At 47.3% G+C, this 20344-nt stretch carries 17 protein-coding genes and 1 tRNA gene; 11 read left to right on the top strand and 7 right to left on the bottom strand.

Annotated elements, in window-relative coordinates; translation table 11 throughout:
- Positions 1–1121: 1121 nt before the first annotated feature.
- The gene (locus tag EZMO1_RS21215; RefSeq protein ID WP_034878202.1) at positions 1122–1328 is read left to right on the top strand and encodes a hypothetical protein; all 207 of its coding nucleotides are present in this window, start codon (positions 1122–1124) and stop codon (positions 1326–1328) included.
- Positions 1329–1509: 181 nt separating this feature from the next.
- Here the strand turns inward: EZMO1_RS21215 and EZMO1_RS21210 are convergent.
- The 6 genes from EZMO1_RS21210 to EZMO1_RS21185 form a co-directional block, all read right to left on the bottom strand.
- Positions 1510–1582 (bottom strand) — tRNA-Thr (locus EZMO1_RS21210).
- A 35-nt stretch (positions 1583–1617) separates the two neighbouring features.
- Entirely contained in the window at positions 1618–3324 is a 1707-nt protein-coding gene (gene pilB, locus EZMO1_RS21205) for a type IV-A pilus assembly ATPase PilB (RefSeq protein WP_034878200.1), read from the bottom strand.
- Between the two features lie 140 nt (positions 3325–3464).
- On the bottom strand, positions 3465–4826 hold the full coding sequence (locus EZMO1_RS21200; RefSeq protein ID WP_034878198.1) for an esterase-like activity of phytase family protein: 1362 nt from the start codon (positions 4824–4826) through the stop codon (positions 3465–3467).
- Between the two features lie 54 nt (positions 4827–4880).
- Complete coding sequence (locus EZMO1_RS21195) at positions 4881–5585, bottom strand: TVP38/TMEM64 family protein (protein ID WP_034878196.1); 705 nt, start codon at positions 5583–5585, stop codon at positions 4881–4883.
- On the bottom strand, positions 5586–6506 hold the full coding sequence (locus EZMO1_RS21190; RefSeq protein WP_051790466.1) for a DMT family transporter: 921 nt from the start codon (positions 6504–6506) through the stop codon (positions 5586–5588).
- Positions 6507–6591: 85 nt separating this feature from the next.
- Positions 6592–7308 (bottom strand): TonB family protein, encoded by a 717-nt coding sequence (locus EZMO1_RS21185; RefSeq protein WP_145912690.1) that lies wholly within the window; start codon positions 7306–7308, stop codon positions 6592–6594.
- 163 nt (positions 7309–7471) lie between these two features.
- Here EZMO1_RS21185 and EZMO1_RS21180 point away from each other — a divergent pair, with 163 nt between their 5' ends.
- The 6 genes from EZMO1_RS21180 to EZMO1_RS25905 all read left to right on the top strand — a co-directional run bounded on the left by EZMO1_RS21180 (position 7472) and on the right by EZMO1_RS25905 (position 13497).
- Positions 7472–7990, top strand: coding sequence for a DUF2878 domain-containing protein (locus tag EZMO1_RS21180; protein WP_051790465.1), 519 nt, complete (start codon positions 7472–7474; stop codon positions 7988–7990).
- 3 nt (positions 7991–7993) lie between these two features.
- Positions 7994–8527 (top strand): chalcone isomerase family protein, encoded by a 534-nt coding sequence (locus EZMO1_RS21175; RefSeq protein ID WP_034878194.1) that lies wholly within the window; start codon positions 7994–7996, stop codon positions 8525–8527.
- Between the two features lie 102 nt (positions 8528–8629).
- Entirely contained in the window at positions 8630–10807 is a 2178-nt protein-coding gene (locus EZMO1_RS21170; protein WP_034878193.1) for a hypothetical protein, read from the top strand.
- Positions 10808–10883: 76 nt separating this feature from the next.
- Positions 10884–11573: a hypothetical protein gene (locus tag EZMO1_RS21165; RefSeq protein ID WP_145912689.1), complete on the top strand. Its 690-nt coding sequence runs from the start codon at positions 10884–10886 to the stop codon at positions 11571–11573.
- A gap of 335 nt (positions 11574–11908) precedes the next feature.
- Positions 11909–13399 carry a sodium-dependent transporter gene (locus EZMO1_RS21160; RefSeq protein WP_034878190.1) on the top strand — a complete coding sequence of 497 codons (1491 nt, stop codon included), beginning with the start codon at positions 11909–11911 and terminating at the stop codon, positions 13397–13399.
- 2 nt (positions 13400–13401) lie between these two features.
- Positions 13402–13497, top strand: coding sequence for a MetS family NSS transporter small subunit (locus EZMO1_RS25905; protein ID WP_086936436.1), 96 nt, complete (start codon positions 13402–13404; stop codon positions 13495–13497).
- Positions 13498–13548: 51 nt separating this feature from the next.
- On the opposite strand, the gene EZMO1_RS21155 is transcribed toward EZMO1_RS25905, so the two are convergent.
- Positions 13549–14427, bottom strand: coding sequence for a LysR family transcriptional regulator (locus tag EZMO1_RS21155; protein ID WP_034878189.1), 879 nt, complete (start codon positions 14425–14427; stop codon positions 13549–13551).
- Positions 14428–14635: 208 nt separating this feature from the next.
- Between EZMO1_RS21155 and EZMO1_RS21150 the strand changes: the two genes are divergently transcribed.
- The 4 genes from EZMO1_RS21150 to EZMO1_RS21135 all read left to right on the top strand — a co-directional run bounded on the left by EZMO1_RS21150 (position 14636) and on the right by EZMO1_RS21135 (position 20182).
- The gene (locus tag EZMO1_RS21150) at positions 14636–15859 is read left to right on the top strand and encodes an MFS transporter (protein ID WP_034878187.1); all 1224 of its coding nucleotides are present in this window, start codon (positions 14636–14638) and stop codon (positions 15857–15859) included.
- Between the two features lie 272 nt (positions 15860–16131).
- On the top strand, positions 16132–16863 hold the full coding sequence (locus EZMO1_RS21145; protein WP_187300037.1) for a DUF4956 domain-containing protein: 732 nt from the start codon (positions 16132–16134) through the stop codon (positions 16861–16863).
- Between the two features lie 2 nt (positions 16864–16865).
- Entirely contained in the window at positions 16866–19505 is a 2640-nt protein-coding gene (locus EZMO1_RS21140; protein ID WP_034878185.1) for a CotH kinase family protein, read from the top strand.
- Positions 19505–20182, top strand: coding sequence for a polyphosphate polymerase domain-containing protein (locus tag EZMO1_RS21135; RefSeq protein WP_034878184.1), 678 nt, complete (start codon positions 19505–19507; stop codon positions 20180–20182). The genes EZMO1_RS21140 and EZMO1_RS21135 overlap by 1 nt, the downstream gene beginning before the upstream one ends.
- Positions 20183–20344 lie beyond the last annotated feature (162 nt).

Below are 20344 nucleotides of genomic sequence, written 5' to 3'. Positions count from 1 at the left end.
CCTTAGTGAAAGTGGAAACTTTTTGTACATTCATTACTCCACCCCCTGTTGTAGTTTTGGGAACATGGTCTTAGTCAATAGCCTTTATTGATTTGGGACAAAGTTTTGCTTTGATGCAGGTCAATTTTTTTAACAAAGTTGCGACCCTCGCAACTACGATTTGAAAACTGACATAGATCAATATTTTTTCGTCTTATACCTATACCCTGTAACTACGCGCAGGCCTCGAGACACTGACGAAGCAATAACCAATACAGGTGTCGTATGTTCCAGAAACGAAAAAACCGCAGCTCATTGAGTGCGGTTTTGATGTCCATATCTTATTCAACATGGAGCCTCAGCTCTGACTGGCAGAGCTGTATAGAAAATGGTGCCGGGACGCTAACAAGAACACACAGCGTTCCCCTGTCGCTTCCCGCCTTCCTGCACGCAGGTTGGCACGGCTTGACCCACCGTTTTCGGTTTTCTATCCACAGGACGCCCGGCATTGAGGCCGTTTTGTCCTGATGGGATGGCTCCCACCTGTGTCTGTTGTTAGCAGTGCAGGCGATGGGAGCCAGTTTGGCGCATAGGCCAAACAGTCGTCAAGGTAGAACCTGTAAATCATTTAACAAGATTTGAAGCCAATATTTTTTTATAGTGGCTTGGAAGCGAATCTTTGCCATAAATTTACAAAAGAAATCAGTTTTTAATCGTACTTCATGACTGCAGTAAAAATTTTTCTGTAAATAAAAAACTGAGAAAGAGATGAAAAGGGGTGCAATTAAAAGTGTTCCGAGAATGCTGAAATCATGATTTTTCGGAATTTTGTTCCGAGCATTTCTGCAGGGTTAGGGCTTTAAAAAATGGAAAACCTAACATGTCAGGAACACTTTTAATTGCACCCGATGAAAAGGATGGAGTTGCCTGATTTTAAAAATGTGGTATGGAAAAAAACCTTCATGGACGGATACAGGATTTTTCATTATGTGGATAAGGGCTTTATCTCAGTATCTGGGTGCGGTTGGCGCAGTAGCCTGAATTTTGGAATGTGCGATAGTAGCAGCAATACAGAAATAAACGACAGAATATAGAAAACAAGACTGTTTTTATATACAGTATTTTGTAGCGAGGTGGGGATAATGCAAAACGATTTATACAGTAAGGATCCGGCAGTCACCGTGAATCGTGTTATTCGGATTCTGGATAAAAAAGCGGCAAATGATCCAGAGCTTAAACGTTGCTCAGAAGCATTACGGCGATCAGAAAACGATATGGATTGCACTGGAGATGAGATTGCTCAGGCGGCAAAGCTGATATTAAAAAAAGCGTGTCCGGAAGATGAGTGAAGATGCTCGTAGTTACGTACTCATGGCCTTGCAGGAGCAAGGCCAATAGGAGTGCAGAATGAAGCCTATAACCTGTAGCGTTAGGATATGTTGTGGTTAGACTTTGTTTTACTGTTCCCCTGCTGTCCCCCCGTATAAAAACCCTTTGTTTTTGTTTTCTCTAACTTATTGATTTTATTGATGCCGACGAGAGGAATCGAACCCCCAACCTTCGCATTACGAATGCGCTGCACTACCAGTTGTGCTACGCCGGCTCATTACCATTTTCAAATTACATGACACCCGCTGATTAATCCAGTGTTACCCGGTTCACTTCTTCAAGGCTGGTGATGCCCTGCAGTGCTTTGAGTAATCCAGATTGGCGCAGGTTATTAAAGCCTTCTTTTTCGGCAACCTTGGCAATTTCCAGAGAGTTACCTTCCTCCATGATAACTTGCTGCATGGAAGGTGTAATTTTTACAACTTCATAAATACCCACCCTGCCTTTGTAGCCTTTGCTGCATTGGTCGCAACCTTCGGGACCATAAATAACTGCCTCACTGGCCTGCTCATCGGTAAAGCCTTCTTCCATCAAGGTTTCTTTGGGAATATCGACTTTTACTTTGCAGTTCGTGCACAGACGCCTTGCCAGACGCTGGGCAATAATAAGACTGACAGAGGTTGCAATGTTGAACGACGGAACCCCCATATTCTGCAAACGTGTCAGGGTTTCCGGGGCACTGTTGGTGTGAAGCGTTGACATAACCATGTGGCCGGTCTGGGCTGCTTTAATGGCGATGTTTGCCGTTTCCAGATCCCGAATCTCACCCACCATGATGATATCAGGATCCTGTCGAAGGAATGCTCTGAGAGCCTGAGAGAAGTCCATACCCTGTTTAGGGTTGACGTTCACCTGGTTGATGCCTTCAAGGTTGATCTCGACAGGATCCTCAGAGGTTGAAATATTACGTTCCGGGGTGTTGAGGATATTCAGACCAGTATAAAGAGAAACCGTTTTGCCTGAACCGGTTGGACCGGTTACCAGAATCATACCCTGTGGCTGCTCAAGGGCTTCAAGGTACATGGCTTTCTGTTCTTCCTCATAACCCAGTGCGTCAATACCCATTTTCGCACTGGAAGGGTCCAGTATACGGAGTACGATTTTTTCTCCCCAGAGCGTTGGCAGAGTGTTGACCCGGAAATCAATGGCCTTGCTTTTGGACAGTTTCATTTTAATACGGCCATCCTGAGGTTTACGACGCTCGGAGATGTCCATAGCTGACATGATTTTCAGGCGGGAGGCTATTCTTGGCGACAAATTAACAGGTGGTTTGGCAACTTCATGCAATACGCCATCTGTACGGAAGCGAACCCGGTAGCTTTTTTCATAAGGTTCAAAGTGCAGGTCGGAAGCACCGCCTTTAATGGCACTCAGCAGCATTTTATTCACAAATTTTACAACAGGTGCGTCGTCTTCTGCCGGGCCGTTGTAGTCTTCGCCGCCGTCATCAACGGCACTGACTTCCAGGTCATCAAGATTTTCAAACTCGTCATCATCAAAGTCATCAAGGCCGCTGCCGCTGCCATCGATAACCCGGTCAATGAACGCTTCCATCTTGTTTTCTTCAACCAGTACCGGTTCGGTAGCAAGGCCTGAGCTGAACCGAATTTCATCAATAGCCTGATGGTCGGCAGGGTTGACGACCGCGACAAACAGGCGGGTACCCCGTTTGATTAACGGCATGACCTTGTGCTTACGAACCAGTTTTTCTTTTACAAGATCACTGGGAACATTTTCAGGGTCAAAGGCAGAAATATCGATCACCGGAATACCGAATTCTTCGGCAGTCACCAGTGCCAGCTGTGCATAAGTGAGCAGTTTATCTTCTACCAGCTGTTGATTGAGGGTTTTGCCCGCTTTGTCTGCGTTGGTCTGGGCAGATCGAACAGCCTTTTCATCAACCAGTTGATTGACCACCAGGCGTGCAGCCAAGCCGTTCAGGGGTTTATCTGCCATTGTGGTTCCATTGTTTTTGTTAGTGCGGTTATTGTCAGACTGTTACTTACTATATCAGCAGAGTTCTGGCTGGGTTAAGTAGTTTATTGGCAGGAAATGGGCAGAGGCGATGGGGCTGCTTTGCAGTAGCCCCTTTCATTTTAATCAGCAGCCAGAAAAATCAGTTTGGTGTCTTTACCTTCAGCGGCATCATTATCGTTAACCAGCACAATGGTTTTTCTGCCATTGAACTCTGGCCCAAAGGTGATTCCTTCGATATTCATGTTTTCAAACACATCCTGTGCTGATGCTTCTAATGTACTGAATACCAGATGTTTTTTAACCACGCGTTTATTCTTCATCTCTTCAGCGGTCAGTCTTGGTTTTGTTGTGACATGGTATTTTGGGTCGAGATCAAGGTCGGCCCGATAAATTTCTGTGATGGAAACGGGTTTGTCCTGTTGATTGTCATCTTTGTCAGAATCAAAGGTTATCCGGGTTCTTTCAACCACCAATAATTGTGATGCGCTCAAAGCAACTATGTCCGAAACCCCTGTTTTAATCGTGGCTTTAGTATTTTGAGTGTATTCGTCAGGCATTTCGGCTACGCCATAGAGTAGCTCTTTTTGGACTTTTGGATAGAAGCGGTAACCTTCGTCTCGGAATTCATCCAGCGACAAGTGAATGATTCTGCTGGGAGGCGGTGTTTTGTGGTTTGCTTTCCAGGGCTTGATATCCTGACGCAGAGGCATTTCGGTGATAGCGATAAGGTCGTTGGTTCCGGGGATAAAGTCGATACTTTCGACCCCGCGATTTCTCTGCAGGCCCATGTCTTCGCCTGTTATTGCATCATAAGCCTTCATAAACCGTTGCGGGGATATGTACTTCAAGGTCGATCGGGTCAATGACGTCTGATAGTAAGTGGGAAAATAGTAACGACGCTTCAACAGTCCCAAGTGGCGATCGACCACGAGTAATGACGCGACAACATCGACATCAGGAATCCGAATCATGTTGTAGACATCCCAGATCTGGTTCATCCGATAGGTTTTGATGGGATAGGTTGCGCCCTGTTCCGAAGCAATCAGGAGATCCGGACTGTTGTTAAACAACGCCAGCCCTTCGGTATCAACGTGCCCATCCTGAATCCAGTTCTTTCTGCTGGTCCACTGAGACTCATCAGGACTTACGGTTAACTGAACCTCGTTAACGAATGAAGGACTCAGCTGATGTGGCTGCGGATTTAGAACGGAGGTAACCGCCTTTCCTGAAATGGTGTAATAACGGGGTTTTGCGAGCTGTCCATAACGGTTGGGAATGGTTCCGGTGTCATCCGACACCAGAAAAAACTGGTCAGTCTTTGCGTCGTAGCGTATGGAAGATATTCCGAGTACGGGTTGATCTTCGGTGTTACCAATGAGAACGGTGCCCAGATAATCATAGGATTTATGGGAGGAAGCCAGGTTTGCGGCATAAACCCGGGGCAATAAAAGAAGCGGCAATAGCCAGACAAACTTTTTCATCGCTTACCAATGTATTTTTTGTAATTGCGATAAGCGTAGTCGAAATTATGTAGGCTATTGATTTTTTGCTGATAGCGTTCTCTGTGCCGCCTTCTGTACGATCCAGAAGAGTCCTGTCACTGAAAGAACGGTAATAATGATCAAAAAAGCAGCGCTGGTACGATTGTCTCCGGAGGATTGCAGCAGGTTCATGATGCCTTTCGCCTGTATGCCCAGCCAGATGGAAAACAGTGTTCTTGGAAGCATGCCAAAGAAACCAGCCACCAGAAAGGTGCTGAATTTAACATTGATGGCGGGCAATAAGAGGTTCATCACAGAAAAGGGCAGTACCGGTGACAGCCTGACCATGATCATCAAAGGCCATTCCCGCAGACGCAGATCATCCAGAAAACGTTGTACTTTCTCCTGTTTTTGAAGACTGTTCTGCAGCTGTCCGCCATCCAGCAGCTGGCCTGCCTTATAACCCAGGGCAGAGGCCAGCAAATAGGCTCCCGGCATCATGGCTGTAGCACTCCAGCCCAGAAAGTACCCGCTGACCAGAGCTATAAATGTACTGGGCGTCATTGCCAGAGCCATGGTGAAGGCACTCAGCAGATACAAAGGTAACCACTGAAAGACGGTCAATTCATGGAGAAAAGCCTCGTGACGAAACAGCAGGGCAGCCGCTACAGAACTGAAAATCAACGGCATACTGCTCAGCAGGCCGAGACCCAGCAGGCTTTTTATATTTTTGCTCAGGAACGGACGAATTTTCATCATTCAGACATTCTGTTCTGTCTGACAATAAGCTTCGGTCTTATCCCCTGTTTGGCGGGAGAACAGGGCAAGCAGTTGCTGATAGCGAGTGATTAACAGGGCGGCCAGAATCACCAGACAGCCCAAAATGTTTCTACTGGTCAGTGACTCCCCCAGTACGGCAACACTCATCAGGGAAGTCCAGACCGGTTCGAGAATCATAATGACGGCAGCATAAGTCGGGTTAGAGTATTTGAAACCCCAGGTTTGCATAAAATACCTCAGGCTGGTGGCGATCAATACCGAGGCAGCCAGCCACCACCAGATATCTGCACTGATGCTAACGGTCAGAGTTTCAAACAGGGTAAAACCCAGTAGCCCAACAACACCCACCATAAGGAGCTGGATACTGGTCATTGGTAATGCGGGCACACCTTTACCGAAATGGCTGAGCAGATTGATATGCAGGGCGAAAAACACGGCAGAAATCAGAAACAGAACTTGTGCCGGTTCAAACTGCCAGCTGGTGTCCAGTGCCAGCAAGGCCAGACCGATGCAGGCCAGAGGCAGGGCAATCAACACTTCTCGCTGGATAGAAGTTCCAAAAAACAGACGGCCAACAAAGGGCACCATAATCACCAGTGTGCTGGTAATGAAGGCGCCTTCACTCAGTTGTTCTGACAGGCTGATAGCCGTGACCCAGATAGCAAGACCGATCGCCTGAACCAGCCCGGTCTGGGTAGCCATCAAAATCTGTTTGCCCGAAAGCTGACTCAACTGCCTGATGCAAAATAACGCCACCACCAGACCGGCACAGGTAAAACGCAGACCAAGAAACAGCAGTGCCGGCATGCCTCCGGTGGCCATTTTGGTGAATATCCAGCCTGTTGCCGCCAGAATGGTTATCAGAAAGATAACAACATCGGCTTTATTGGTTTGAGTCATTGGGATGGTGCTTATGAGAAACCGGTGGAGGCTGTCATTTTATAGGACTATGGTTTCTTGTTATATCTGGGGATATACCGAAGTCTTATCGAAGCTGGTAATGAACGTTCAGACGAACAGTGACAGGTCTGCTTTTGTTTGTGGGTGAGGTGGGAAAAGCGTTTTGAACAGCAGTCATTGTGCTGCGATGGAAGACCTTTTGGCCTCGAATAATGTCGGCTCTGATCAGCGAACCATCCGCATCGACCTGCAGCATGACTTCAACATCACCAGACAGGTGTCGTCGTTTGGCTTGATAAGGATAGGTTTTGGCCTGATTAATGGCGTTCTGCAGCGTTGCCAGCCATTGCTCGAAATCATTGTCGCTGCCAGAGGGTGTTTGAGGCGATGCCTCTGCGGCTTGTTCGGTAGCTGGTTGATCAATAGGTGTTGTGTTCGTGGTGGTCGCTTGCTGGATAGTTTCTTTGATAGTTTCTTTGATAGTTTCTTTGATAGTTTCTTTTGCTGAAGAAGGTGCTTTTTTGAGCGGAACTGCCTGCGTAGTGAGCCTGGACTCCATTGGCTTTGATAAAGGTGTTTGTTTTGAGGCTTTTTCAGGTTGAACAGAAGCCGTCAGGGTATCTGTCTGTTCCGGTATTTCAGGTTCTGGCTGTGATTCCTGAGTGGAGGCGGTTTCCTGAATCAAGGGCGTGTTCAGTTTAAGAGTTATGATCCGGTGGTGTGAATCCGAACCGGGCATCGCCGGAGCTGTCCACCAGTGAGAATTGAGCAGAATAAAGGCATGTACCGCAGAAGCAGCCAATAGATACAACGCTATGGGTTTAATAATGCCGTCCCCATGGCAAGTTAAAACGACAGAATTGTAGCCCTATTGCAATCAGATGTCTGGCAGTGTTTTTAGTGAATGCTGTTTGGTGACTTGATCTGAAACCCTTTGGGAGGCGTAATATTAAACGGTTATAGCAATGGAATTGCACAACGTTATGTCTTCAAACTTTAAATGGGTGGCTGTCGGTCTCTCGTTCAACCTGTTCTGGTTCGTTACGGTTGTTGGCCAGTCACACTTTATCTGGCTGCCCTGCATTATGTTGTTAATCAGCTGGTGGCTTGCTCCCCGGGGGTTACTGTTTGCCCTGTCACTGGCAATCCCGGGCATCATCATGGATGCCATGCTGACGCATGTTGGGGTATACGCTTTTGAAGCGGCTTTGTTTCCTTTCTGGCTGGTGGTTTTGTGGCTGGGGTTTTCCACCTTTATATGGAATATCCGGGAACTGATCGTGTGTCGGCGGCCTTATGTCATGATTGCTCTGGGCGGTGTCGGAGGCATGGCAAGTTATCTGGCTGGTGAACGGCTGGGAGCGGTGCTGTTGCCATTGGGATTGGTAACATCAGCCATGATTATCTCGATTTGCTGGACTCTGTTTTCGGTGCTCGGGCTAAGGTGGCTAAAGGCTTTTGATCAACAAACACAAGGACGTTGACCCATGAAATTTATCGTTTTGTTGGGCTTGTTGCTCGTTAGTTTTCATTCACCTGCCAGTTCTCAAGATAGTTCTCAAGATAGTTCTCGGAATAGTTCTCAGAGCTGGCAGGATTGGAAAACCGTTGGGCAGGGCAGACTGACCTGGGGCTTCTGGACTATTTATGATTCCGAGCTGCGAACACCTGCTGGTGATTTTGTTTCTGGCCAGAAACCGCTGGCTCTGGTGATTACCTATCGCAGGGATATCGATCGGGATGATCTGCTGGAAGCCACTGATGATCAGTGGCAGCATCTGGGCATTCCAGCGTCTCGCCGAACCTTGTGGCTGGAACAGCTGTCGTCGATCTGGCCTGATGTACGCAAAGGCGATCAGCTGGTTTTTGTATTTTCTGATAGAGGAGGTCAGTTTTTTCAGGCTGATCAGGTGCTGGGAGCCACTATTGAACAAGAATTTGCTCAGGCGTTTATTGATATCTGGCTGTCTCCCGACACTGCATACCCCAAACTCCGACGTCGGCTGATGGGACAACAATGACAGGCTTCCGGGCTCGTTAAGGGAAAAACAGTTCTTTAGTGGAAACTTTGCTTAGAAATGCTTGTCTATCCATTGAAGCTTTCATGGAAGAGAGGTATTAAAATGGATGGAGTAAAGCAGCCAGGCATTATCACTCCCGTCACCGAACATGACACCCGCACTTGTAATGAAGATCTGCAAACCACAGAGTTTGCACGGCTACCCGTTCGGCTTGCACAAGGTGCAAAGAAACAGTTACAGCTTCAGATGCCTCTGCCACCTCCAAAGCTTTTCACGGACTTGAAGCTCCGCACCCCAAAAACACCGGAAAGTATCAGTGGCAGTGATAGCGACAGTGAGCAGTTCGATCCGAACAAAGCGATACAGCTGCCATTACAAATGCCTGACTGGTTTTCGGCCTTCAGCGAAGAATTTGCGTGTTTAACGGCGTGCTGGAAGGCTTTTGAACAGCCTGAAACCGTGCGGGAATTTCTAAAAGGTAACGGGCCTTTATATAACCGGCTGATAAGCACTCTGATCCGGCTGGATATGGCCTGTAGTGATGACTGTCAGTTTGATCAGTATCAACAGGAAGAAATAGTACGCTGCCTGAATATCTGTCTGGGTAATTTGCCTCTTCCCTGGTGGGAACTGCCTCTGGTCTGGAATCCTTACAATACACAATGGAGTAGTGAAGGGACTGAGAAGCGTTGTCTGGAGAGAAGTCTGGATAATCTTGCGTTGCAAAAGCAACGTACAGGTAAGGACTGTTTTATGCCCCCATGGATGGAAACTAAAATCTATGGACAGTCTTTGTCGGATATTGGGGTTGTTTATCACAATTTCCGTAATGACAGGTGGCAGGAAGGGGACCGGAGGTGCTCAGCCAAAGCTGTTCAAAGCAACGAACCAGAGCTGTATGAATGGCTGTCCCTGTTCGGAGACAGAAAAAAAACCATTGATGAGTTGAATCGAAGTGGTCTGAAGAGTCCGGAAATATTTTACGAAACTGCCTGTGAATACCTTTCAGATATTGACAGTAAGGTTAATTCACTTTTGCACGGCAATAGTAAAAACAGGTTCCGATGGCAGGACGTGTCAGAGGCTGATATCAGGCAGCGTCCGGGCAAGAGAGCAGGCTCTGTTACAGAGGAGCCTGCGGCCAAAAAACAAAAGCCACCTCAGGAGAAATGTTCTGAAGAAAAGCAGACCAGCCTTGCTGCCAGAGGTTATTCGCTGACTATTTCCGGAGATACTCTGACGCAGCTGGGCTATGGGGAGTTTTATGAGACTCTGAAAGCTTACAGGGTCAACGGGGCAACACTGGCAAAGATGATTATGGAAGGGCTGTGGGACATTGTGCATGGTTCTTCCGGGCTGCTTGATGAAGACGGCATAACTGTTCGCCTGAATGCTTCCTTTCAATGTGTCAACAGATTGATCATGGGTACTTATGACGTGCAGAAGAGGTTGAATAAGCTGCTACAGGACAGCCAGCCCGGGAGTGTTGAAGCCAGAGAGGTCATGAATGCTCTTGCTGTTTGTCAGGGTGGCATTGGTGAACTGTACAGGATAGAAAAAATCATCGATCACCTGCTTGGTAAGCACTCGAAGCAAGATATGGATCAATCCAGTATTCTGTCAAACGAGATTCCTGCTAAAACGACAAGAAGTGTTCGTACAAGATCTTCAATGAAAACGGGAGATTCTCAGGGAATCGGCTGGAAACCGGGCGAAGACCATATTGAAGATGCTATTCATGACCCGTGCTCAAGGCTGAATATGCTGAGCTTGATGTCTGGTTTAAAAGAGCAAATGGGTGTATTGAATGCGTTCTTTAACCCAGCAGCCGATTTGCCTCAAACTGCAGCCGTGAAGAGTGGTCAGGTCATTATTGATGTCAATCGCTTTTCCGGAAAAACGGATTGTTCTCAGTACCGGTGCGGTGATTCCGAGAAGAAACTTTATGAAATGCCTTGGCAAAAGTCGGTACAGCTGACGGAAAAAACTCTGTCGAAGTTGGTGAGAAAATATGAGATTTGTAATATTTATTCCCCTGACACAGCGCGAGCCGAGCTGACTGAGCAATTGGAACTTATTGAATCTTCGGTCAGCCGCTTGCGATCATCGCTCGTTGAAAAAGGTCGGGATTTCTCTGTTGAGAAGCAGGCTTGCAAAGATCTTATGGCTCTGAGTGGGTATTTGCAGGACTTCATTCGGGTGCTAAAGACAAACGCGCACACGGAAGCGGCAACAAAAGTTAAGAATGCGCTGAAAGTTGTGGTAAAGCATTCAAGTTGAGACCTTTTTAACAAGCAATTGCTGATAAGATTTCGATATACTTCATCCACTGCCTATTTTACCCCGGAGTATCTCAATGAGTGTTGTGTCTCTGAGAACATCAGGCGCTTCAATGTGCTGCCTGATACTGGCAGGCTGTGCTTCGTCACCAGCCGTTCATCATCAGCCGGAAGAGCGTTTGCCGGTGGTCAGCAAAGAGGGTTCCGCTTTTTATTATCAGTGTGATAAAGATTTTGGCTTCCCTGCCCATGGTACAGAGGATGCTATCACGGTTGATTTAAAAGACGGTTCACACACATTAAGGCGCAATTCAGTCGAGGCCGGTTTTCACTACAGTCAGGGCAAAATCAGCCTGCAGGGTAAAGGTGATCAGGCGTACTTTAATGATGGCTCACAACGCTACCAGTGCGTGATTGACCGGCGCAAGAGCTTGTGGGAAGACGCTCGCTACAGAGGTGCAGACTTCATTGCCATGGGTAATGAGCCGGGCTGGAAACTGGAACTGAGCCGTCAGGGCGACATGCTGTACATTGGTGATTACGGAACCGTGTCGTTTAGAATAGCGACGCCTAAGTCCAGCCATGCCAACAAAAGCCCTTTGGTTTTTGCAGCGAAAGATGCGGAGCATAGCCTCTGGCTATCCATTGAAGACAAACCTTGTGTTGATACTATGAAAGGTGACCGTTTTGACGTCAGTGTCAGTCTGGTGGTGGATGGCAGGCCGCTGACAGGTTGTGGAATGATCCTGAATCCTCTCTACCCATAAACGACCAGTTTATTCTTCAGCAATTTATCTCACAGCAATTTATTCCTCAGCAATGGTTTTTTGATCTGCATCAATAAACCATTGCTGTCGTTTTGTTTATATCTTAGTTGGCAGCTTACCCGGCTGCGCCCGTCGCATTCCCGTTGTGTCTGTTACCCAGCATGACCGGAACTTCAGACAAACAAGCACAATAAAATCGCTTTCTTTTTTCTGCGACACCCGAGGCTAATAAGGCATATCTGCCCAAATTGCTTCATTCACAATCACTTTTTCTCGTACTTTTTTGTGCCGGATGACAGCGGGCATGAGAGAGTTTTTGCAGTTTCGGAGTATTTATGAAACGAGAACAGTGGGCTTCGCGCACCGGGTTTATTCTTGCTGCAGTCGGCTCAGCAATCGGACTGGGAAATATCTGGCGTTTCCCCTACATGGCTTATGAAAATGGCGGCGGCGCGTTTCTGATTCCTTATTTTGTCGCCATGCTGACCGCTGGTATTCCGTTCATGATTATGGAATTTGGTCTGGGTCACAAGATGCGTGGCTCAGCGCCGAAAGTCTTTGCAAAATTGTCTCCTCCCACTGAAGTGCTTGGCTGGTTTCAGGTCTTCATAGCAGCTGTTATTGCCTGCTACTACGTGGTGATTATTGGCTGGGGTATGTCCTACTTCGGCTTGTCTGTTTCACAGGGGTGGGGCAGCGATGCCAATGCATTCTTCTTTGGTGAGTACCTCCGCTTAGGCGACCACAGCCCAACCTCTCTGGGTTCGTTGCAGTGGCATATTGTGGTTCCTCTGCTGTTGGCCTGGTGTGTCACGTTTTATGCGGTGTTTACCGGTGTTCGCGGCGGTATTGAGCGACTGGGTAAAGTCATGATTCCGGTTCTGTTTATCATGGTGGTGTTATTTACTCTTCGTGTCTTGACCCTGCCGGGTGCGGTTGATGGTTTGAACTGGATGTTCCAGCCTGATTTCAGCAAACTGTCTGACCCCAAGGTCTGGAGTGCAGCCTATGGTCAGATTTTCTTCACCCTGAGTGTTGGCTTTGCCATCATGCTGGCGTATTCCAGCTACCTGCCTGAAGAGTCTGATATCAACAACAATGCATTCATGACCGTGTTTATCAACTGTGGTTTCTCATTGCTCGCCGGCGTGATGATTTTCTCTGTTCTCGGTTATATGGCGGCTCAACAGGGCGTGGGAATTACCGAGGTGGTGAGTGCCGGTGTTGGTTTGGCGTTTGTGACCATTCCTACAGCGATTAACATGTTGCCGATGCCCTGGTTACTGGGCCCGGTGTTCTTTGCTGCGCTGGTGGTGGCTGGTTTGAGTTCTCACATTTCAATTGTGGAAGCCGTTACGTCGTCTGTGATGGATAAACTGGGTTGGAGTCGTAAGAAAGCCGCATCGGTAATGTGCGGAACAGGTGCAGTGATTTCACTGGCCTTTGCCACCAATGGTGGTCTGCTGCTGCTGGATCTGGTGGATTATTTTATGAATAACGTTGCCCTGCTGGGTAGCTGCCTGATCGAGCTGGTGCTGGTTTGCTGGATATTCCGCAAACTGCCGGAACTGCAGAGCCATATTAATGGTATTTCCGAATTTACAGTCGGTAGCTGGTGGAGTTTCTGCCTGCGCTTTATGAGCGTTGGTATTCTGCTGGTGATCGTTGCAACCAATCTGGTGACGGCGGTGACTGAAAACTACGGTGGCTATGCAACGTCTGACATTCTGTTGCTGGGTTGGGGCTTGATGGCTGTGATGCTGGTGTTGTCCACACTGCTGACTCAAAGTCGCCCATTGTCTTCTAATTCTGCGGCGGAGGCCTGATCATGACTGTTGGTGCAATTCTTATGATGGTGTTCGGGTTTGGTGTAACCGTCGGTGGTGCCAGCCTGTGTATTCGCAAGGCAATGAAAAATCAGTGATTCTCATTGATTGAGACAATGACCTGCACAGGACAAGTCGTCGTGTACAGGTCATTTTTTATTGATTTCTGTTGTTAGGAATTCGATGAAGGCTCGCTCAGCAACAGACAGATACCCCCTCTTCCGCCAGCTGATCGCGATATCCAGCCTGATCGGGTTGGCAAAAGGAATCGAAACAATGTCGTCTTCATGGTCAGCCACCATTTTTAGAAGTGCTGTAATCGCAAAATCATGCCTTACGGCGCTGAGAATCATGGGTAGAAGATTGGTTTCAAAGGCGTATTTTGGTAAAAAATCGTACTGTTTGCATACGGCATCAATGTATTCACGGTGGAAGTAACCGGATTTGAACATGGCCAGTTCTTCCTGAAAGAACTCATCAAAGGTAAGGGTGGATTTGTTGCTGAACCGGTGATTTCTACCCACCACGGCTGTGATTTCAGAGCTGAAGAGGTGTTTTGACAGTAGCTCCTCTTCCATCTGGTCGCTACTGATAATGCCCAGATCCAGCTCGCCTTCACACAGCTTTTTGCGGATAGAGTGGCTGCCCGCTTCCACCAGAGTGAGCCTGATGTTGGGGTATCGACGTTTAAACGCGATCAGTATTTCCGGGAAATAATAAGAGCCCAGCATGTTGGGCATGCCTAGCTTTACCTCTCCTTTTTCCAGCCCTTTGAGTTCCGCCATGGCCAGTTTGGCACCATCAATCTGTTGCAGAATACGCCGGGCATGAGTCAGCAATACGCTGCCTTCACTGGTTAGCGATACCTGTCGTTCATTGCGGCGAAACAGTTGCAGATCAAACTCGTGCTCCAGTTTTTTGATAGCAATGCTGAGGGCGGGTTGGGCGATATGCAGCTTTTCTGCAGCACGGGTGAAGTGCTTTGTTTCAGCCAGAGTGACAAAGTAGTGAAGATGGCGCGGGTTCATGATTGGCTTAGTTTAATGCGAAGCCTTGGGTCTAATTCCCCGCAGCTTGCTGCGAACTACTCAAGAGCTAACTTGATACCCCGGAGCTTGCTCCGGGGTAGTTCATTTATTAAAAAAAGATATCAATTTAATATTAATTATATATTTTTATTATCTCAATAAGCTTGTTAGTGTTCAGAGTATCAAGGAATAAATACGCTTCAGACTCATGATTGATCTCAACACCACGGAATATCGCAGAGCCCGATTAGCTTTGGGGTTAGGTGGTTTTCTTATTTTCTGTAACCTCTATCTCTTTCAGCCCCTGTTGCCGGTGATGACAGAGGCTTTTTCTGTCAGTGCAGCCCGGGTGAACTGGCTGGTTGCAGGCGGTACGCTGGCTTTGTCGGCCACTCTGATTCCATGGGCAATCTGCTCTGAAGTGATTGGGCGTTATAAGGTCATGATGGTCAGTTTATCTTTGCTGCCGGTGGTTGGACTGATGGTTCTGGCAACGGACTCTTTGCTTGGCATGACCCTCGCGCGTGCAGCTATGGGCATCTCCCTTGCCGGTTTTACTGCTGTGGCTGTGGCGTATATGGCAGAAGAGTTTTCACCAAAGGCGCTGATGATTGCTGTGGGAGCCTATGTCAGTGCCAACTCATTCGGTGGTATTACTGGCCGGGTATTTGGGGGGGTAATCGCTCAGTACTGGAGTTGGCAGTTAGCGGTGGTTGTTATGGCTCTGTTCAGTCTGGCAGGGGCTATTGTCGTCTACATACTGCTACCAAAGGCAAAGCAGTTTTCACCTGCACCGGAAGTGAGTCTGCGTTCTCATGTTCGTCAGGTGGTTGCTCATATTCAAACGCCGAAGCTATGGATTGCCATGCTGATTGGGGGCGTTAACTTTGCGCTGTTTGTTAACCTGTTCACGGTGATGGGGCTCAGGCTGGTGGCACCGCCTTATTCAATGCCGGTCAGCGTAGCCTCGATGATTTTCCTCTGTTACCTCAGTGGCAGCATAACGGCGCGTTTAAGTGGTCACTGGAAGTCCAGATGGAGTGTGCCGTCAGGCATTTTTCTTGGAACTGCTGTTAGCTTTCTGGGAACACTGGTGGCAGTCCATGACAGTGTGCAGTCCATGATTATTGGCTTGTTGCTCATCAGTAGTGGTTCATTCTTTTCCCACTCTATGACTTATGGATGGGTCAGCCAGAAAGCAACCCGGGCCAGAGCGACAGCGAACGCCTTGTATCTGGTTCATTATTACGCGGGGGGCGGCTTGGGCGGTTTTTACCTGATAGCCTGCTGGGAAGCGAAAGGCTGGCCGGGCGTGGTGATTGGCAGTGGAGGGCTTTATACGCTTATCTCTTTTATGGCGATCAGAATGATGAAATTTGAGCGGAGAGGAACATCTGCTACCCGAAAACTCAGCTCAATTGAGTCGGATTAAACATTTATAAAACCTGTCGATACAGGCTCTAGTGCATGAATTTGCCGTGTTTGACCTTGCGTTGAACACTGGCGATTCAGACAAATTCTCAACATGGGAATTGAATAGAGGCTTAGGATAAGTCCTGAAATAACTTCCCGATTCTTCAGTTTTAGTTCGTCATCCCCGCGAAGGCGGGGATCCACTGTTCGTGGTGGATTCCCACCTTCGCGGGAATGACGGAAATATGGAAGTTATTTTGGGACTATTCCTTAATAGAGGAAGGTTGAAACATGTTGGAATCCGTTGATCCCTTATTGATTTCCTATCTACCGCAGGATATCAAATCTACATTGTTTCCTTATGCCAGTATCAGTCTGGCATCTCTGGCTTTGAACCTACTCATTGGTTATGCCCTGGCTAACCTGATAGGCATCCACTTCAGGAAATACTCAAAGGCTTTTGGTAACAGAAAGGACTTTTCCAGACTGTTTCCAACCCTCATGTTGTCAATCATTCTGATTATTACCGTCGTTAAGGCTTCTCTGGCGCTTGCGCTGGGTCTTGTGGGTGCCTTGTCTATTGTACGATTCAGAACGCCTATTAAAGAGCCTGAAGAGCTGGTGTACCTGTTCTTGAATATTGGTATAGCGATTGCGCTTGGTGCGGGTCAGACATTTGCTGCCATAGCGGCCTGCTTTATCATCCTGGTGCTATTGATCTTTTCCAGAAAGAAGACTGCACAGTCTTTCCATGAAAACGCTCTGTTCCTGTCGGTCAGCTATTCGATGGACACAGGCTCTTCAAGAGACACTGTACTGTCCGGTTTAAAGAACGTACTCATTAACTATGTGACAAGAATGGAGCTGAGTCGGCTTGATTATTCCGAGTCAAAAGTGGATGCCCTGTTCTTTATCAATGTTGATAGTGCGCAACAACTGGATTTGATCATGAGCGAACTGGATAGCAAGTTCAATCATGTTGAAATATCGATACTTGAACAAAACGATATCTCAGGTCTATAGCCATGAAGCTACGCCTTGATCGTCAGGCCAGTTTTATCTCCAAAAGAGAGAAGTGGTTCTTTTGGGGGGCGCTGTCTTTAAGCTTGATTCTTTTATTACCCTCTCTGGAACTGGTAAAGGTTATGCTGGTTCAGGGTGGGTACCGTGCGTTACACACAAATTCTAAAGACAAAGCGGTTCAGTTTGTCGGTGATGTTATAAAAGCCCCCCAAAAGTTTTTTGCAGCCGATCGCGACCAGCCGGTGATGCGGCTGGATATTAAATACAAAGAAATGCGCAAGCTCGCCGAGGATCGAAAGCAGGCAATGGCTTCGGGACGAATTCCTGAAGACAGACAAACGGCGAAAGGCACTTTGTATTATGACCGTATAGCTTATAAAGCTGATTTCCGATTGCAGGGTGACATGCTGGATCATGTAAATGGTGCAGACCGTTGGTCGATTCGTGTCAATTTAAAAAAGGGAAAGGCAATATTCGGAACCCGTCGTTTTGCGTTGATCAGTTCCAGTGTTCGACAACATCAGGGCGCTGAGTTGTTCAGGGAAACCATGGAGCTGGCTGGCTTTGATATTATCTCACCCAGACAGACGCCGGTGAGTGTGATTGTCAATGGGGAAGACTGGGGCGTTATGTTGCTGGAGCAGGCTTTTGGTCAGGATTTGATAGCTGGAAGCCACAGAACCGAAGGGTTGGTCGTTCGTCTGGACTTGCTGTCTGAGACGGTTGATGACAGTGGTCAGGTACACCGTGAACTCAAGCCCAGAGTGATCCAGAGTAATACAGTGCTGAAAAAAGAAGAATTAGGCAATCAGCGCAGAGTGGCCATGAGCCTGATCAGTGATTTTCTTAATGGCAAGCGAAGCGCCAGCGATGTTTTTGATGTTGAAAAACTGGGACAGTATCTGGCGACCGTGGATGTCTGGGGAGCCTGGCACTCCCTGACCTGGAATAACTGGCGCTGGTATTATAATCCGCACACAGCAAGGCTTGAACCCATTCAGAGTGATGTGGATGTCGCGGTATCACGTCATTTGCGGTTAATGAAAAAGCCGACGGATGACTCCCTGATTAGCCGGGTGATGCTTTCTGATGAGGCGATTAATAACAGTTATCAGGCAGCACTCGCTCACTTACGGGAACAAATAGATAGCGGATCTCTGATCAGCGAGCTTCAGGAAAAGCAGAAGGCGTTCACACGTAAACTGCATGCCAGCTCTCCATTACTGGGTGATTACGATCTTGCTCAAATGAAGGAACAGGCGGACTGTTTGAACACTGATTATAAAAACGAGCCTTGTTCTCAGTTTCGCGGGATGGGCCCTGATTTGCATTTGCCTATGCAGTCCATGGAAGCGGTTTTACCCTGGGAATTCAAAACCGCCTTTCGTTCTTCCGGCAATGAGCCGGTTTTATCGATCTTAAATCCTGATGCCCGTTCGTTAAAAGTTCGGGAAGTAAAGTATGTCTATGCTGACGGCCGTGAATTAGCGATTGATTCCGAAATTATTGGCTTGCCACGGCAGGTGGAGTCTGGTGAACGTCTCGACATCTCTTTGCCTGAAGAAACCAGACAGTTAAAAGTACTGGCTTCTTATCCAAAGGAAAAGAAAGAAGCTCATTCCTTTATTCTTAATAAAGGTGCTTTGTCGTTTATACCGCGCCCTTCCGGGTCTTCGGTACTGAAAAACTACCCATTTATCAAAAGATTGTCACAAGGCTGGGAAATACAGGCTGGAAAATGGCAGGTTGATGATTATCTGGTGACACCGGCGGATTGGAAAGTCACTATTCAAAAAGGGGCAGAGCTTTCGTTTTCGAAAGGCTCCGGGTTAATGGTATTTGGTGAACTCCATGTTAATGGCACGGAAAGCAACCCGGTGACATTCAATAAACAACCTCAAAGCGATGCCTGGTCCGGACTGACCGTTTTTGGTAGCGGTGCAGTAAAGAACAGCAAGGTTCGTCATTTGATCGTGACTGAAGCCAGAAATCCCAAGCTTGGGTTCTGGCGACCAAGGGGCGCTGTTTATTTTATTAATCAGAATGTCATGATTGACCACCTGAACATTCAGGATAACCTTTCTGAAGATGCTCTGAATATCATTAACAGCCAGATTGATATTAACCGGTTGACCATTAGAAACGCACTTTCAGATGGTTTTGACTGTGATTTTTGTGGAGGCAAAGTTAATAACAGCCAGTTTATCAATGTTGGGTTGGTATCAGGTGGTGATGGCATAGACACCAGTGGTTCGGCCTTAACGATCAGCAACAGTTATTTTGAAGGTATCAGTGACAAGGCGGTTTCAGCCGGTGAATCCAGTCAGCTGGCTGTTGACAACAGCACCATAAAAAACAGCAATGTTGCCATAGCGGTCAAAGACCGGTCTGAAGTGAAAGCCAGTCATGTGACGCTTGAGGGTATCAAAGAATACTCGTTGATGAGTTATACCAAGAAACCTATTTTCGGTCCGGCGTCATTAATTGCCAATGATATTACCTGTGTTCAGTTTAACTGCGTCGATAAAACACTGGTTGAAAAAGGCAGTGTCATGACCATTGATGGTGATGCTTTAGGCTCTGAAGATGTGAATATAAAAGCATTGTACAAGGGCATCATGAAATCGGAAAAGCCAAAGTAATGGATGAATTCAGGTTTGAAGTAAAAATTCCAATACCGATGACGCAGGCCCAAAAGTTTCAGGTATGGCTTAAGACTCACCCTCTGCTGTTTTCAACTCACTATGCTCCGAGGGTTGTTAACAGCCTGTACCTGGACAGCTGCGATCTGGCTATGTACGAAACCAATCTGAATGGCATCAGTGAGCGCAAAAAAAATCGCATACGCTGGTACGGTGATATTGGTGAAGCCAATAATGCAAAGCTGGAATTTAAACTCAAAAAATCAGGCAAAGGGCGCAAGATTATTTTTGATGCCCCGCTTCATTTAGAGCAGGAAAACAGTAGTTGGCGTTCAGTGCTAAGAGACTGTTATAGCCAGTTACCCGAGGAAGGACGTATTATCCTTGGAAACGGTGTTATGCCGATTTTGATTTGCTCTTATAGCAGGGAGTATTACGTTTCAGCCTGCCAGAAAATCAGAGCAACCATAGACAGTAATATTGTTGTCTATGACCAGCGTTACAGTGACCGGCCCAATCTGATCAACTTCCAGCCTTTAGGGCAATATTATCTTCTCGAGCTGAAAGCGGCCGGAGATTTTGAAGACGAACTGTCTGCATTGATGGGCACCTGTCCTATGATTGCCTCCCGACACTCCAAGTACGTGACCGGCATACGTAAACTGATCTGGAAGTGATAAAGTCCGCCATATATTGCTTAGGAGCCTGTCGGACTTAGCCGACCGTAGCGAGAAAAAGACCGGTTTGAGACAGTTTTGACGATCATTTGAGGCGAATAGCGAGCTATTCAACGAAAAGGATCGTCAAAAATGGCCAAATCCGGCTTTTTCGCAGTAGGT

This window comes from Endozoicomonas montiporae CL-33 (assembly GCF_001583435.1).
Classification (GTDB): domain Bacteria; phylum Pseudomonadota; class Gammaproteobacteria; order Pseudomonadales; family Endozoicomonadaceae; genus Endozoicomonas_A; species Endozoicomonas_A montiporae.
The sequence above is the reverse complement of the archived record's forward strand: the minus strand, read 5'-3'. Positions and strand labels throughout refer to the sequence as shown.

What these genes read in the sequence shown, in the direction of transcription:
- EZMO1_RS21140 (WP_034878185.1), top strand. Translation starts at nt 16,866, where the DNA reads ATGAAGCTACGCCTTGATCGTCAGGCCAGTTTTATCTCCAAAAGAGAG.
- EZMO1_RS21150 (WP_034878187.1), top strand. Translation starts at nt 14,636, where the DNA reads ATGATTGATCTCAACACCACGGAATATCGCAGAGCCCGATTAGCTTTG.
- EZMO1_RS21160 (WP_034878190.1), top strand. Translation starts at nt 11,909, where the DNA reads ATGAAACGAGAACAGTGGGCTTCGCGCACCGGGTTTATTCTTGCTGCA.
- EZMO1_RS21190 (WP_051790466.1), bottom strand. Translation starts at nt 6,506, where the DNA reads ATGACTCAAACCAATAAAGCCGATGTTGTTATCTTTCTGATAACCATT.
- EZMO1_RS21200 (WP_034878198.1), bottom strand. Translation starts at nt 4,826, where the DNA reads ATGAAAAAGTTTGTCTGGCTATTGCCGCTTCTTTTATTGCCCCGGGTT.
- EZMO1_RS21145 (WP_187300037.1), top strand. Translation starts at nt 16,132, where the DNA reads ATGTTGGAATCCGTTGATCCCTTATTGATTTCCTATCTACCGCAGGAT.
- EZMO1_RS21180 (WP_051790465.1), top strand. Translation starts at nt 7,472, where the DNA reads ATGGAATTGCACAACGTTATGTCTTCAAACTTTAAATGGGTGGCTGTC.
- EZMO1_RS21175 (WP_034878194.1), top strand. Translation starts at nt 7,994, where the DNA reads ATGAAATTTATCGTTTTGTTGGGCTTGTTGCTCGTTAGTTTTCATTCA.
- EZMO1_RS21155 (WP_034878189.1), bottom strand. Translation starts at nt 14,427, where the DNA reads ATGAACCCGCGCCATCTTCACTACTTTGTCACTCTGGCTGAAACAAAG.
- EZMO1_RS21135 (WP_034878184.1), top strand. Translation starts at nt 19,505, where the DNA reads ATGGATGAATTCAGGTTTGAAGTAAAAATTCCAATACCGATGACGCAG.
- EZMO1_RS21165 (WP_145912689.1), top strand. Translation starts at nt 10,884, where the DNA reads ATGAGTGTTGTGTCTCTGAGAACATCAGGCGCTTCAATGTGCTGCCTG.
- pilB (WP_034878200.1), bottom strand. Translation starts at nt 3,324, where the DNA reads ATGGCAGATAAACCCCTGAACGGCTTGGCTGCACGCCTGGTGGTCAAT.
- EZMO1_RS21170 (WP_034878193.1), top strand. Translation starts at nt 8,630, where the DNA reads ATGGATGGAGTAAAGCAGCCAGGCATTATCACTCCCGTCACCGAACAT.
- EZMO1_RS21195 (WP_034878196.1), bottom strand. Translation starts at nt 5,585, where the DNA reads ATGATGAAAATTCGTCCGTTCCTGAGCAAAAATATAAAAAGCCTGCTG.
- EZMO1_RS21215 (WP_034878202.1), top strand. Translation starts at nt 1,122, where the DNA reads ATGCAAAACGATTTATACAGTAAGGATCCGGCAGTCACCGTGAATCGT.
- EZMO1_RS25905 (WP_086936436.1), top strand. Translation starts at nt 13,402, where the DNA reads ATGACTGTTGGTGCAATTCTTATGATGGTGTTCGGGTTTGGTGTAACC.